Here is a 15,540-nt window from a genome sequence, read left to right as displayed (position 1 = left end):
CCCTAATCTAATTCTTTTAATTGGTTAATCATAGCAATAATAGCGTTACTTGTATCCCCTGCAGCTGCTGTTCGTTCCAGTTTATCTAGCAATTCTGCACGTTGTTGAAATTTATCGTATAAATGCAATTTTTTCTCATAGGATTCAAGCATCGTCTCTGTACGTTTAATATTATCATATACAGCTTGTCTTGAAACCCGTGACAGTTCCGATATTTCACCTAATGAATAATCCTCTAAGTAGTACATTTCCATATAACTTCGCTGCTTAGGGGTTAATAATGCTTGATAAAAATCAAATAAATAATTGACTCGTGTCGTCTTTTCTAGCAATCTGCTCACCCCTTGTTAAGTGAAAGCCCTTTACATAATCATACTACCATTATTCGTTGTCCTCTTCAAGTAAATCCGCAAACAAACCGTATACAAATGCATTTGCATTAAACGCTTGAAGATCATCCACCTGTTCACCCAGCCCAACAAATTTCACCGGTATATGCAATTCATTACGAATCGCGAGGACAATCCCGCCTTTAGCAGTCCCATCAAGCTTCGTCAGCACGATACCTGAAACATTCGTGGCCTCTGAAAATGTTTTTGTTTGGCTCATTGCATTTTGCCCTGTTGTAGCATCTAATACGAGCAATACTTCATGTGGCGCACCAGGAATTTCCTTTTCGATGACCCGTTTTACTTTAGCTAACTCATTCATTAAGTTGACCTTGTTTTGCAATCTACCAGCAGTATCACATAATAATATATCTGCACCACGAGATTTTGCTGCTTTAATACCGTCGAAAATAACAGCTGCTGGATCACTACCAGCATTTTGTTTGATAACGTCTACCTCCGCACGTTCACCCCATGCTTCAAGCTGTTCAATCGCACCAGCACGGAAAGTATCTCCTGCCGCTAACACTACCTTTTTTCCTTCTTGCTTAAACTTATGAGCCAGTTTGCCGATCGATGTTGTTTTGCCAACACCATTCACACCCACGACAAGAACGACGGTTAAATCGTTTTCTTGTACATTCAATTCCTCTATTTCTTCCTCATCATCACCATAATAAATAGCTACCAACTTTTCGGAAATTACTTCTTTTACTTCTTTTGTATCTTTAATGTTTTGGCGTTTTACTTCCATTTTCAATTCATCGATTAAATCCATGACCGTCATCACGCCTACATCAGCGGAAATAAGTACTTCTTCCAGCTCTTCAAAAAAATCTTCATCCACTTTACGATAACGAGCAATTAAGTCATTGATTTTTCCCGAAAAAGAATTCCGTGTTTTCTTCATTCCTTCTTTATATTTCGTCGTCACTTCTTCTTCCTTGTCGGTTTGTTTAAATTTGTTTTTAAGCTTATCCATAAAACCCATTACACGAGCAACCTCCTTATGATTTTACCAATTCTTTTGTGTCTTCTAAACGAACAGAAACGAGACGTGACACACCAGACTCTTGCATTGTTACACCATACAGAACATCCGCTTCTTCCATTGTACCTTTACGGTGTGTGATCACAATAAATTGTGTTTGTTCACTATACATTTTTACATACTTAGCAAATCGAGCAACATTTGCCTCATCCAATGCAGCCTCTACTTCATCTAATACACAGAATGGAACAGGCCGAACCCGTAAAATGGCAAACAACAGAGCAATTGCCGTCAGTGCTCGTTCTCCACCAGATAATAAACCTAAGTGCTGCAATTTTTTTCCTGGTGGTTCAGCAACAATATCAATGCCAGTTTCAAGGAGGTTTTTCGGATCAGTTAATTTTAATTCTGCACGTCCCCCACCAAACAACTCCTTAAACACGACAGTAAATTCTGCTTTAATTTGTGAAAAAGTTGTTTCAAAACGATTTTCCATTTCTTCATCCATTTCAGCAATAGCAGTGTATAACGTTTGTTTTGCCTCGACCAAGTCATTTTTTTGATCAGACAAGAAAGTGTATCGCTCAGAAATGCGTTCATATTCATCAATTGCACCAAGATTTACGGTCCCTAATCGCTCAATTGACTGTTTTATCTGCTCCACATTCCGTTTTGCCATTTCCGTATCTTCTGTTTTTGCATAGGTCTGTTTTGCACGTTCAAATGTTAGCGTGTACTCCTTTTGCAGACGCGATAAGCGATTTTCTAAGTCGACATCAAGCCGATTAGCTTTTACTTCCTTCGTTTGAATTGCTTCTACAAATCCCTGATGCTGTTTATTTTCTTCTTTTAGTTCCCGTTCCTGATCTTGAATTAGTTGTGTTCGTTCAGAACGTTCCGCACGCTTTTGTTGAATCTTACTCGTAATTTCTTCTTTTTCCCTTTGTTTTGTCTGAATATGTTCCGTAAGCTCTTCTTCCGTTACCTCATTTTGTTCAAGATCGTTTATTTCTTCTAGTTTTTTCGTATATGAGCTATTTTGTTCGATTAGATCATTCAACTGAGACGTGAGCGTATTCGTTTTTTCACGCTGACTTTTTAAACGTTCTTCTTGTTCAGCAAGCATCACTTGATATTGATGAAAATCATCTTGCATTTGCTCTTGGCTTTCTTTGAAGCGCAAATCTTTTACCGTTAATTCATCGATTTGTTTCTGAATCGTCGTCAGCTGCTGTCCAATCTCGTTTAAGTCCACTGTCAACTGAGCATCTCTCGTTTGCAGTTCCTCTGTATCGGTATCAAATTGTTGTTTATCTCGGTCATACAATGTTAGATTTTCATTTAATGTGGCTTGTTTTAGTTCTATTTCTTTCAAATCCGCTTGTATGTCCTGTAATGCTTGTTGTTCGGAAATGGACGCGTTTTGCTGTGCTTCAAGTTCTTTTTCTTGCTGTTCAATGGTACGCTTTTGTTCTTTCACAGCTTGTTCAAAAGCGTTTGCTTTCGCTTGAAATTCATTCAGCTTTTTCGTAATCTCCTGTAAGTCCTTATCTCTCGTAAACAGCGACTGGTTCGTTTTCTTTTTAGCCCCACCTGACATTGAACCACCAGGGTTGACGACATCACCATCTAAAGTAACAACTCTAAACCTGCGCATCGCAACTTTCGCAATCTCATTAGCATCTTTTAATGTTTTAGCAACAATCACATGTCCCATTAAATGATCGATTGCCTTCTTATACTTTGCCTGGCAGGAAACTAAATTTGCAGCAATCCCTACAAACCCTTGATGATTTTCTACTTTCATCAAAATATCTTTTGTGAGATAGCGAGCCTGAATTGACCCTAATGGTAGAAAAGTTGCTCGTCCTTGATTTGTCTGTTTCAGCCATGTAATCGCCTTTCTTGCGGCTGCATCATCTTGAACGACAATATGCTGTGCTTGACCACCAAGAACTGTCTCAATCGCTGTTATGTAATTTTTTGGCACTTCAACCAATTCGATGACAGCACCATGAATATCTGCAAGCTTTTGTTCTTCTCTAGCTTTTAGAACAGCCTTTACACCATTAAAAAATCCTTGAAAATCTTCTTTCATCTCCTCAAGCATTTCTTTTTTTGATTTCAGTTTTTCTAAATAGTTATAGCCTTGATAAAGCTTTGTTTGTGATTCCTGAAACTGACTTCTATTTTTCTCCAATTCACCCTTTAATTGTTTAATGGATGATTCCTTCGCTTGAAAACGTTGCTGCTGGTTTAAAAGATTTTCACTTGTTTGTGCTTGTTTACCGTCTAATTCTTCTCTGGCTGCTAAAAGGTCACCAAATTTCGTTTCTTGCCTATCTTTTTTTGCTGTAATTTGTTGAAGCTGTTGCTGAATCGATTGCTTTTCGTTACGTTTGGCTGCTTGATTGTTTAGATACTCGATATATTCCGTTTTCAAATCTTCAATTCGTTCAGAGATATTTTCCTTTTCAGTCGTTAGTTGGTCTTCTAACTGTCCCAATTTATGTTTCGTTTCATTTCTAGTCTTGGTAATTTCCGCTAGTTTTTTCTTCTCTTCCACTAATTCAAACTGCAACTTTTCAATTCTGTCAGTTGCTTCCTGTTGCTGCAATTCTAATTCCGCTTTATTTTCAGTAAAATGTTTTGTTCGTTCATTTAATACTTGCTTTTTTCCTTCGTATTGTTCTAATTCTTGTGTAATTGTTAACAGCGTTGTTTGCAGTTGATCGATTTGATCGTCTAGTGTCTGTATATGCTGCCGTTCAGTTTCCAATTTTGCTTCCTTTTGTTGAATGGTTGTTTTCAACTCAATCTCGGACAGCTTTTCTTTATCTATTTCGTTTAACAACGTCTGCCACTCTTCATGAAGTTGTTCAATTTCGGTAATTAATAACGAAATTTCCTGTTCTTTTAATTGTCCTTTTTGCTTAAGGTATGTTTGTGCAGTCTCTGCTTGTTGTTGTAATGGACCGATCTGCGTTTCAATTTCATGAATAATGTCTTCCACACGATTCAAATTTTCTTGTGTTTCAGCAAGCTTATATTCCGCTTTCTTTTTTCGATGTTTATATTTTAAAACTCCTGCTGCTTCTTCAAAGATAGTTCGGCGTTCTTCGGCTTTTGAGCTTAATATTTCCTCTACTTTCCCTTGACTGATAATAGAAAAAGCTTCCCGTCCAAGCCCAGAATCCATAAATAAATCGACAATATCCTTTAAACGACATGATTGTTTATTAATATAAAATTCACTGTCTCCCGAGCGATAAACACGTCTCATCACACTTACCTCTTCATAATCAAGTGGCAGTGTTTGATCTGTGTTATCTAAAACTAATGTTACTTCGGCGACATTTAACGGTTTTCTCGTGTCACTACCTTGAAAAATAATATCTTCCATTTTGGAGCCACGTAACGATTTAGCTGATTGCTCTCCAAGAACCCAACGCAGTGCATCGGTTATATTACTTTTCCCGCTTCCGTTTGGGCCGACTACTGCCGTAACACCAGGAACAAAGTCAACATTGATCCGCTCCGCAAATGACTTAAATCCAACACTTTCCAACCGTTTTAAATACATATTCATTCTCCTATCTTCCGGAGATTAGAAGTAAGCGATTAGAGTTTATAGAAATCGGTGACATAGCCTTTTTCCTATAAACTAAACCACTTGTACTTCAATTTTCACCGACTGCCAACTAAATTGTATTTGGCATTTTACCGCATTTATTTTATCATAAAGGAAGGAACAAAAGAAGGGTAAGACTACTATCATACATATTTTGCTTTGTTTTTTTTACGATACTTTACGGAATCGGGGTGTTCATATGGGTTTAGAAAATCCTTCTACAGAAAATTTAAAAATAATCCTTGACGAATTAGCTGAAATGCTTGGTGTGGTAAATCGGTCGATTATGGATCCGGAAGATTACGATTTGAATAAATATGAGGATTTAAAATTTATGTACGATATGGTTAAACAAAAAGGGCAATTAAGTGCGTCAGAAACACAAGCCTTTATTGATGAATTGCGGTCAGTGAGGAAAGGGTAGAGATCTGAAGCTCTTTGCCTTTATTTTCACCAAAATAGGCAGTAGCAAACATTATGAGCTACTGCCTTACAACCTATTTATTATACGAATCCAACGCATGTTTTGCCGCGCGCTGTTCCGCTTCTTTTTTTGTTCGACCGATTCCACGGCCTGATACATTCCCTTTTATCACAACTTCTGAAACAAATTCCTTATCATGTGATGGTCCTTTTTCTTCGACAATATTATATTCAACATTGGAATTTCGATATTGCTGGACCAGTTCTTGAAGCTGACTTTTATAATCCATCGCATGCGAAAAAGCACCGGTATCTATTTTCGGAAAGACAAATTTATCCATGAATTTCAAGATAACATCAAAGCCTCGATCAAGGTACAATGCGCCAAGAAATGCTTCGAATGCATCTGCAAGTATTGCCGGTCGCTCACGTCCACCTGTTTGTTCTTCGCCTTTCCCTAACAATAAATGCTCACCAAATTGTAAATCACGAGCAAAATTATTTAATGAAGGTTCACAAACAATTGCTGCCCGTAACTTGGTCATTTCACCCTCAGGCATGTTTGCGTTATTGCGATATAAATATTGAGAAACGGCTAATTCCAATACAGCGTCACCCAAATATTCCAATCGTTCATTATCCGAAAATACTTCATTTCGATGCTCATTCACATAGGATGAATGTGTAAACGCCAGCTTAACTAAAGCATGATCGTTAAATGTGATATCAAGTTGTTTTTCCAGTTTTGCAACATCCATATTTATGTCACCCGCTTCGACCTTATTAAAAATATACGGAAAGCCCCGCACATGCGAGACTTCCTACAAAAATAAAATGTAATAATTAAGATTGTGTACTGTTTATGTAATTAACAGCATCACCCACTGTATTAATTTTCTCAGCTTCCTCATCGGCAATTTCCATATCAAATTCATCTTCCAATTCCATTACCAATTCAACTACGTCCAATGAATCTGCATCAAGGTCATCTTTAAATGAAGCTTCCATTGTTACTTTTGATTCTTCCACATCAAGTTTATCCACAATAATATCTTTTACACGATCAAATACGTCTGCCACTATCCTTCACCTCCTTTCAAATGGATATGCAAAATATTTGATAGCCGCATCCAATTCCAATGTTCAGTACGTACTAGTGACGATGGGACCACAGGAAATGGCATGTTCATCAGCTAGCATTCAACGACGCTTTTTGTGCCTACATCACCATTCCGCCATCAACGTGAATGGTTTGTCCAGTGATATAATTTGCATCGTCTGAGGCCAGGAAGCGGACGACTCTGGCTACATCTTCCGCTGTGCCTAACTTTGCCAATGGAATCATGTCAAGCATCCCTTTACGTTGCTCATCTGTTAACGCATCGGTCATGTCTGTTGAAATAAATCCAGGTGCAACGGCATTAACAAAAATATTTCTTGAAGCCAGTTCTTTTGCGGTTGATTTTGTTAGTCCGATTACGCCTGCTTTTGCAGCTACATAATTAGCTTGGCCTGGGTTTCCACTGACGCCGACAATTGATGCTACATTGACAATTTTTCCGCTGCGTTGTTTCATCATTTGTCTTGTTACAGCTTTTGTACAAACAAATACACCTTTTAAATTCGTGTTAATAACTTGATCAAATTCTTCTTCTTTCATACGCATCAGTAGGTTATCTCGGGTAATTCCTGCATTATTGACTAAGATATCAAAGCCGCCAAATTCGCTGATAACCTGTTTGACCATGTCTTTTACATCTGCTTCATTTGCGACATCGGCTTGAACTTTAAATGACTTCACGCCTAATTTTTCAATTTCTTCAACAACGGCCTGCGCTTTTGCTTCACTGCCTGCATAATTCACAGCAACATTTGCACCTTGTTTGGCTAACTCTAATGCAATTGCCCTGCCGATTCCACGTGAAGCACCAGTAACCAAAGCATTCTTCCCTTGTAACATTAGGATTCCTCCCTGTACCACGAAATAAACGCATCCATTGATTCCTGATCCTGAATGGCAAATGTTGGTGTTCTACGGCTGATTTTTTTCACAAGACCACTCAATACTTTTCCATTGCCAACTTCTATAAAAGCATCTACGCCTTCCTCGATCATATTGCGAATTGATTCTTCAAAACGCACTGGAGAATAGAGTTGTTTTAACAATAATTCCTTAATTTCATTGTCATCTGTTACAGGTGCCGCTGTTACATTGGCATAAACAGGTATACTTGCTTCTGTTATCGCCACTTCATCCAATTTTTTAGCAAATGCTTCATTCGCTGGTTTCATTAAACGTGAATGGAATGGACCGCTAACATTTAATGGAAGTACACGTTTAGCGCCGTTTTCTTTTAACACCGTTGATGCCTGTTCGATCCCCTCTTTTGTACCAGAGATGACAATTTGTCCCGGACAATTTAGGTTAGCAATATCAACGATTTCATCTGAATCCATTCCTTCAATCGCTGTTTCAATTTCCTCTTGCTTCATTCCTAATACAGCTGCCATTGCCCCTTTTCCAGCAGGATAAGCCTCTTCCATCAACCTGCCTCGAGCGGCAACTAATGGTAACGCATCCTCTATTGATAATGCACCCGCAGCAACTAGTGCACTGTATTCGCCTAGACTGTGTCCTACAGCCATGACAGGTTGAATCTGCTCTTTAATTAGTAATGTATGTACCGCAATACTAGAAAGCAATAACGCTGGTTGGGCGTTTTCGGTCAACGTCAATGTTTCATTTGGGCCTTCAAACATAATTTCTGAAAGTGAAAAGCCCAGTGTCTTGTCTGCTTCTTGAAATAACTCTTTTATTTCCGGGTAATTGTCGTAAAACACTTTCCCCATTCCAATTGCTTGTGATCCTTGTCCAGGAAACATTAATGCTACGCGTTTCATTCGGTTTCCCCCTTCTCGGTTTCTGCCTGAATTATCGTTGACTGAATCGTATCTGTTACATTGAGTTCAATCATATGACATGCCTGTTTGATCGCATTAAAAATGGCTCGGCGATTTGATGAACCATGTGCTTTAATAACTGGCGCTGCTAACCCAAATAGACCTGCACCACCATACTCGGAATAATCGAGTTTGCCCTGCAGTCCTTTCAAGTCATTTTTCACTAATCCTGCGGCAATTTTTGTTTTCATCGACGACATAAATGTTTGCTTTAGCATCGAAAACATAGTTAGTGCAGTACCTTCAATCGTTTTTAAAGCAATATTTCCGCTGAATCCGTCGGTGACAACAACATCTGCCACCCCATCCAATAAATCTCTTGCTTCCACATTACCGACAAAATGGACAGGGGCATCTTTTAGTAGTGTGAAAGTTTTTTTCGTAAGATCGTTCCCTTTCCCATCTTCCGTACCGACATTTAATAGCCCGACTGTTGGATTTTTAATGGATCGGACTTTTTCTGTGTAAATGGCTCCCATTATTGCATATTGTACAAGATGATGTGCTTTTGCATCAACATTTGCTCCAACATCCAATAATAAAAATCCTTTTCCATCAATTGTTGGTAATGTCGGACTTAATGCTGGACGGTCAATTCCAGGTATTCTTCCAACAACAAATAAACCTGCACTCATTAATGCACCAGTGTTTCCTGCTGAAATACATGCATCTGCATGATTGTCTTTTACTTCTTTAGCCATCAACACGAGCGAAGCATTTTTCTTTCGACGTACTGCTCGAACAGGTTCATCATCTCCTGTAATGACTTCCTCTGTGTGAATCACGTTAATGTTCGTATCATTCGTTAAAAATGGCTTGATTTTTTCTTGATCACCAATTAACGTGATTTGTAAATTATCAATTTGAGCTACGGCATCCATCGCACCAAGAACAATCTCTTTTGGTGCATTGTCGCCTCCCATGGCATCAATTGCGATTCTCATTTTGATCTATCTCCTCTGTTGCTCATTTGATCGATACATATGAAACACACCGGTAAACACAACTTCATTATCGACAAAACTATTAACTAGAACGGTCGTCAAGCCATTGTCATTTACTTCTTCAACGGATGCTTTAGCTACGACACGTTCCCCTTCTGTAACCTGTCTGGTAAATTTAAGTTCTGATTTAGCTGTTAGTGCCAATTCATCATTAATAACGGCTACAGCAAGTGAGTTTGCTTGAGCAAATAAATGGTGTCCACGGGCTATTTTGTTACGTGAAAAAACGTGCTCTCGTTTAATATTTAAAATAGAAATTGCTCGACTATCTAATTCTAAATCAATAATCTCACCAATTACTTCATCTAAAGGTAGCGCCTTTACTGTTTCGTTCCATTGGCTTGTCGCCACCGATTTAATTCGTTCACGCAATTCCGGTATAGCAAGCTCCATACGGTCTAATCGGATTGTCTGAATACTAACTGAAAATATCTTTGACAGTTCATCATCTGTTATAAACGGTGTATGTTCGATCGTCTCTTTTAATAACCGTTGTCGTTCAACTTTGCTACGTTTCATTTTTGGCACCATCCGCAATTATTGGAAAATGTTTTATTTATTTAATTTATGACTAGGTCCTAATAGTAATATATAATACGTCTCTTAATTATGCAAGAATCTTTTAATCAAGTTTGCTATTTAAAACAGCATCATTCTCAAGTATTGTTCGTAATTTGGAAAACTCCTCGTTGCTATCCAACAAATTTGCTTCGATGATTTCCTGGGCATCGTTACGGGCTGTTTCCAATGCACGATAATCATGAATCATGTCGGCAACTTTAAACTCAGGAACACCACTTTGTTTTTTTCCAAAAAAATCACCAGGGCCACGAAGCTTTAAATCTTGCTCTGATAATTCAAACCCATTATTTGTTTCCGTCATGATTCGCATCCGTTCCTTGCCAACCTCTCCTTTTGGTTCGGCTATCAAGATACAATAACTTTGCTTGTCTCCACGACCAACCCTACCTCTGAGCTGGTGTAATTGTGATAATCCAAACCGTTCTGCATCATAAATCACCATAATCGTAGCATTTGGGACATTGACTCCAACTTCTACAACAGTTGTTGAAACCAGTACTTGGATTTCATTAGCGGCAAATTGCTTCATGACCTCATCTTTTTCAACGGTTTGCAATCTTCCATGCATTAAACCAACATTTATCGTAGCTGGGTAAAACGCCTGTAATTGATTATAGAGATCTACTGCATTTTGAATATCCAGCTTATCCGATTCTTCGATTAACGGACAAATAACATAGGCTTGCTCTCCCTGGGCAATCCGTTTTTCAATAAACTGTAACACTCGTTCAAGCGTGTTTTCCTTTGTCCAATACGTCTCGATTTCTTTTCTCCCGGAAGGCATCTCGTCGATAACAGAAACATCCATATCACCAAAAGCTGTAATCGCTAATGTTCTTGGGATCGGTGTTGCAGTCATAAATAGCACATCTGGATCAAGTCCTTTATCACGCAATATGCGCCGTTGTTCCACACCAAACCGATGCTGTTCATCAATAATCGCAAAACCTAAGTCAGCAAAAAATACATCTTCCTGAATTAATGCATGTGTACCAACAACAATATCTACTTCAGATGACTCAACCGCCGCTAAGATTTCCTTACGCCTTTTCCCTTTTACCGACCCAGTCAGCAACGCGATATTCGCTCTTTCCCCAAATAATTCAGTTAACGATTGAAAATGCTGTTCGGCCAATATTTCTGTTGGCACCATCAGCGCCCCTTGCTTACCGGCTGTTATAGATGCATAGAGAGCAATTGCCGCTACCGCCGTTTTTCCCGATCCGACATCTCCCTGGAGCAATCGATTCATTCGATGTGGCGATTTCATATCAGACAAAATTTGATTAAGTGACCGTTTTTGTGCATTCGTTAAAGAAAATGGAAAATGATCAACAAACTCCTGTAGTTTATCAGGATTATAAAGCTGTGTATTTCCTTGTGTTGCTTCCCGCTTTATTTTACGTAACAATTGCATTTTCAACTGAAAAAGTAAAAATTCTTCATATGTAAATCTTCTTCGTGCATGTTTCAATAATAACCTGTCTTTCGGGAAGTGCATCGCCATTAATGCATCATGTCGATTAGGGAGCTTGTATGCCTCTAGATAACTAGCAGGCAATATTTCTTCAATTTGATTACCATATCCAGTTAATGCGGTTTGGATTGCCTTTTTTAATTTTATATTCGTAATATTCCCTTTTAATGAGTACATCGGTTGAATGGTTGCATGATTTTCGGCAGGACCTTTTTTATAATTACTGACTGTTATTTGTAGACGATGAGCATCCCACTTTCCAGTCAATGTCATCGTGTCATTTGGCTTGATTTGTTTTTTTGCAAAAGCTCGGTTAAACATAACTGCCTTGATTGCAACATTTTCAACCTCAACTGTAAACGTGAGCCGCGATTTTTTTCTACCATAAAAAGTGAGAGAAGGTTCATGAATAACCCTTCCCTCAATCGTCACTTTATCATCATGAATTAACTCACGGAGTGGCTTTATTTCAAAAACATCGTAACGGTAAGGAAAATAAAACAGTAAATCTTCTACCGTATATATATGAATAGTTGCTAAGTCCTCGGCAAATTTCTCACCTATTCCTTTAACTGTTTGTACGGGGTCCTGTAACAAAAAAATCACTCTTTCGTAACTGACATGCCAAATATTTTTTCTTTTATTGCTTGGCCTGTTGGTGTTGCAGCAAGACCACCCTCACCAGTCTCCCTTAAGGTTGACGGCATTGTTTTTCCAATTCTGTACATGGCACCGATCACTTCATCACAAGGGATACGGCTCGTTACACCGGCCAAAGCCATGTCTGCTGACACAATGGCAAGTGATGATCCTGCCGCATTACGTTTCACGCAGGGCACCTCAACTAATCCTGCCACAGGGTCACACACAAGCCCAAGCATGTTTTTTAATGTCATGGCAAACGCCTCAGAAGACTGCTGAGCAGTTCCGCCAGCCATCTCGACAATTGCTGCTGATGCCATTGCCCCCGCTGATCCAACTTCTGCTTGACAGCCGCCTGCTGCACCAGAAATGAAAGCATTATTAGCAACAACAAAACCAAACGCACCTGCTGTAAATAAATAACGTATCATCTGTTCTCTCGTCGGATTCAATTGATTTTTAACCGCAAATAGAGTCCCGGGTACACATCCAGCGCTTCCTGCAGTAGGTGTTGCACAGATAGTGCCCATCGCTGCGTTTACCTCATTAGTCCCCATTGCTTTACTAACAGCATCTAATAACAAATTCCCTGAAAGCGGCGTCTTTTCCTTCATGTAGTTTTGGATTAAGACTGCATCTCCACCGGTTAAACCAGTAACCGATTGCACACCCTCAAGCGCATCCTCAACCGCCTTCTCCATGACATTCAAATTCTTTTCCATGTTCGCGAAAACTTCCTCGCGCGAAAGATTTTTCACATCCATTTCCTGACGAATCATAACTTCTGATATAAGTATATTTTCTTTTTCCGCAATCTCTACTAATTCCGCAACAGTACGAAACATAAGTTGACTCCTCTCCCTGATCATTATTCATTTGCTTACGAGATCGTTCCCTAGTTCCTAACTAACGATTTTCGCTATTTGAATAATATGATCGGCATTCTCTAATTCTTTCAAAATACGATCCTCGACATTTTGATCTACTTCAATCACCATTAAGGCTTCTTTACCAACATCTTTTCGGTTTACTTCCATATGACCGATATTGATTTCATATTTTGCCAGAATCTTCGTTACGGAGGCAATTGCACCAAACCGGTCATTATGCATAATTAAAATTGCCGGGTGATTTCCAGACAAACGTAGTTCAAATCCGTTTAATTCGGTAATTTCTACCTTACCACCACCGATAGAGATACCGACTAATTCCATTTCCTCCGTCTCATTGCCGATAATAAGACGTGCCGTGTTTGGATGATCTGCCTTGGCATCATCCTCTATAAATTCCACGTTTATATTTTTCTCACTGGCAATATCTAATGCTTTACTCATCCGTGGGTCATCTGTTTCAAATCCTAACAGCCCACCAACTAGAGCAAAATCAGTCCCATGCCCCTTATACGTCTTGGCAAAGGATTCATATAAATGGATTTTTGCCCATTTTGGTTCTTCCCCAAATAAATTACGTGCAGCTTTTCCAATTCTAGCTGCACCTGCTGTATGTGAACTAGATGGTCCAATCATCACTGGTCCAATGATATCAAATACTGAATTGAACTTCATTTCGATACACCCTCTTTTCCCGCGTAATCTATATCTATTGTCAATTATAACAAAAACCTCTATAATAATCAGTTGTGGATTATATTTCTTTATAATCGGGCGGGAGAGGGATAGAAAGAATTATGAGGAGATTACATGCCTTATAACGGTAATCGGGCCAATTTAGAAACAGCAAATGGAAAATGGCATACCGAATTACTCGCCGGGTTAATCGGCTACCTGACAACTGTGTATATTGTGGTTGTAAATGGATCGATTCTTAGTGAAGCGGGTATATCGCTGGAAAGTGGAATGACAGCAACGATTTTAGCCAGTTTTGTTGGAACTCTCCTAATGGGATTCTTTACAAAACTTCCGCTAATTATAATTCCGGGTATGGGAATCAATGCACTATTTGCTTACTCCATTATTGAAGGGACTGGACTTACTTTTCAAGAGGGATTAGCAGTTGTCTTGATTGCTTCCATTATTTTTTTAATTACAGCATTTAGTAGATTGGGACTGTTGTTAAAAGAGGCGATCCCGGAATCGTTAAAACATGCTATTACAGTTGGATTAGGATTCTTCTTGATCTTAATTGGTTTAGAAAAAAGCCAACTTGTTGTCAGTGGTGAGCATACTATCATTGCGCTTGGTGATTTCACCTCACCCACAGTCATCGTTAGTTTGTTAACATTATTTTTAGCGATATTTTTATTTATTAAAAATATCCCAGCAAACTTCCTGTTTACGATGGTTGGTGGAACAATACTTGCCTATTTCTTTGGCATTCTTGATTCTACAACGAATACGGCAACAATTAATGTTGATGAAATAATTTTCATTCCAGCTTTCACGGCAGTAGGTGAATTTTCGTTTTGGCTTGCTGTCTTCCCATTAGCAATGATCCTTATTTTTGAAAATATGGGGTTATTGAATGGACAACTGCAAATGCTGAAGCGGGATAACAGCTATAAAAAAGCATATCAGGTTACAGCCTTTTCAGCATTGGCTTCTGGCTTTTTGGGTACTTCACCAACTGTCTCAGCAGCGGAAAATGCAGCAGTTATTGCATCTAATGGAAAAACCGGCAAAGCGGCAATTACAGCTAGTGTATTGTTCTTGGCAACTATTTTTATCATTCCATGGATATCGATGATTCCAAATACAGCTATTAGTCCCATTCTTATCATTGTTGGCGTATTAATGGCCCAAAATATCCGACATATTTCGCTTGATGATTTATCAGAAGCACTTCCAGCATTTCTGATCACAGTCATGATTCCATTCACGTATAGTATCGCTGATGGAATGGCGTTTGGTTTTATCGCTTATCCAATTGTAAAATTGGCCTTGGGTAAACAAAGAGAACTGTCAACAGCATTAGTTATCATTTCATCCCTGTTTTTATTTGATTTTGTGATGAAAATTATTGGTTTATAATTTAAATATGAAGTCGTCCTTGCTTGTAAGTAGTTTAGTCGTGGAGAAAATCGTAAATAATAATGCAAATAGAGTGCTAAATCTCAGGTGATCTTAGCACTCTATTTTTAGTTGTCATATAAGGGTTTTGTTGAATCCTTAGACTGTTTTCTAAAAGGATCTTGTTTTTATATAATCTATAAACTGCGCACTAATTACCGCTACGGAAATACACTTCGCTTTCCGGGGGCGGCTGTTTAGCCTCCTCGTGCTAACGCACTGCGGGGTCTCACCGATGCCTCTCTTCCCCCAGGAGTCTACGTGTATTTCCTCCACTGGTGTTGTGATTTAAAAACTCATTACATTCAGCTATTGCTTGAGTGAATTCTCGGTTCAAGTGAGAAAAAGCCCGTGTAACGTTAGAACCCATGGCATTTCTCCTATCGATAATCAGAGCACCACAACCAGCGGAGT

At 38.8% G+C, this 15,540-nt stretch carries 14 protein-coding genes; 2 read left to right on the top strand and 12 right to left on the bottom strand.

Going from position 1 to position 15,540, the window contains the following annotated elements; all coding sequences use genetic code 11:
• Positions 1–2 precede the first annotated feature (2 nt).
• Genes ACW2QC_RS01890 through smc form a run of 3 tightly spaced genes read right to left on the bottom strand, consistent with a single transcriptional unit; the run spans position 3 to position 4,963 of the window.
• The gene (locus ACW2QC_RS01890; protein WP_457542295.1) at positions 3–332 is read right to left on the bottom strand and encodes a putative DNA-binding protein; all 330 of its coding nucleotides are present in this window, start codon (positions 330–332) and stop codon (positions 3–5) included.
• 49 nt (positions 333–381) lie between these two features.
• Entirely contained in the window at positions 382–1,380 is a 999-nt protein-coding gene (gene ftsY / locus ACW2QC_RS01885; RefSeq protein ID WP_457542294.1) for a signal recognition particle-docking protein FtsY, read from the bottom strand.
• Positions 1,381–1,396: 16 nt separating this feature from the next.
• Positions 1,397–4,963 (bottom strand): chromosome segregation protein SMC, encoded by a 3,567-nt coding sequence (gene smc, locus ACW2QC_RS01880; protein WP_457542293.1) that lies wholly within the window; start codon positions 4,961–4,963, stop codon positions 1,397–1,399.
• 247 nt (positions 4,964–5,210) lie between these two features.
• Between smc and ACW2QC_RS01875 the strand changes: the two genes are divergently transcribed.
• Positions 5,211–5,435, top strand: coding sequence for a DUF1128 domain-containing protein (locus ACW2QC_RS01875; protein ID WP_457542292.1), 225 nt, complete (start codon positions 5,211–5,213; stop codon positions 5,433–5,435).
• A gap of 73 nt (positions 5,436–5,508) precedes the next feature.
• Here the strand turns inward: ACW2QC_RS01875 and rnc are convergent, their stop codons facing one another.
• The 9 genes from rnc to sdaAB form a co-directional block, all read right to left on the bottom strand.
• Entirely contained in the window at positions 5,509–6,192 is a 684-nt protein-coding gene (gene rnc, locus ACW2QC_RS01870; protein ID WP_457542291.1) for a ribonuclease III, read from the bottom strand.
• Positions 6,193–6,277: 85 nt separating this feature from the next.
• Positions 6,278–6,514, bottom strand: a complete 237-nt coding sequence (locus ACW2QC_RS01865) for an acyl carrier protein (RefSeq protein ID WP_106497655.1) — start codon at positions 6,512–6,514, stop codon at positions 6,278–6,280.
• A gap of 139 nt (positions 6,515–6,653) precedes the next feature.
• On the bottom strand, positions 6,654–7,394 hold the full coding sequence (gene fabG, locus ACW2QC_RS01860) for a 3-oxoacyl-[acyl-carrier-protein] reductase (protein ID WP_457542290.1): 741 nt from the start codon (positions 7,392–7,394) through the stop codon (positions 6,654–6,656).
• The gene (gene fabD, locus ACW2QC_RS01855; protein WP_457542289.1) at positions 7,394–8,335 is read right to left on the bottom strand and encodes an ACP S-malonyltransferase; all 942 of its coding nucleotides are present in this window, start codon (positions 8,333–8,335) and stop codon (positions 7,394–7,396) included. The genes fabG and fabD overlap by 1 nt, the downstream gene beginning before the upstream one ends.
• Entirely contained in the window at positions 8,332–9,339 is a 1,008-nt protein-coding gene (plsX, locus tag ACW2QC_RS01850; RefSeq protein ID WP_457542288.1) for a phosphate acyltransferase PlsX, read from the bottom strand. Before plsX ends, fabD begins: the two co-directional genes overlap by 4 nt.
• A 6-nt stretch (positions 9,340–9,345) precedes the next feature.
• Positions 9,346–9,918, bottom strand: coding sequence for a transcription factor FapR (gene fapR / locus ACW2QC_RS01845; protein ID WP_457542287.1), 573 nt, complete (start codon positions 9,916–9,918; stop codon positions 9,346–9,348).
• A 103-nt stretch (positions 9,919–10,021) separates the two neighbouring features.
• Positions 10,022–12,055 carry an ATP-dependent DNA helicase RecG gene (gene recG, locus ACW2QC_RS01840; protein ID WP_457542286.1) on the bottom strand — a complete coding sequence of 678 codons (2,034 nt, stop codon included), beginning with the start codon at positions 12,053–12,055 and terminating at the stop codon, positions 10,022–10,024.
• A gap of 5 nt (positions 12,056–12,060) precedes the next feature.
• Complete coding sequence (gene sdaAA, locus ACW2QC_RS01835; protein ID WP_106497660.1) at positions 12,061–12,945, bottom strand: L-serine ammonia-lyase, iron-sulfur-dependent, subunit alpha; 885 nt, start codon at positions 12,943–12,945, stop codon at positions 12,061–12,063.
• Positions 12,946–13,002: 57 nt separating this feature from the next.
• A complete protein-coding gene (sdaAB, locus tag ACW2QC_RS01830) occupies positions 13,003–13,665 on the bottom strand; it encodes an L-serine ammonia-lyase, iron-sulfur-dependent subunit beta (protein WP_457542285.1) in 663 nt (220 codons plus the stop codon).
• Positions 13,666–13,800: 135 nt separating this feature from the next.
• Between sdaAB and ACW2QC_RS01825 the strand changes: the two genes are divergently transcribed.
• A complete protein-coding gene (locus ACW2QC_RS01825; RefSeq protein WP_457542284.1) occupies positions 13,801–15,087 on the top strand; it encodes an NCS2 family permease in 1,287 nt (428 codons plus the stop codon).
• Positions 15,088–15,540: the final 453 nt, after the last annotated feature.

It is taken from the genome of Virgibacillus sp. FSP13, from assembly GCF_054048505.1.
This window is presented reverse-complemented; position numbering and strand designations above follow the sequence as displayed.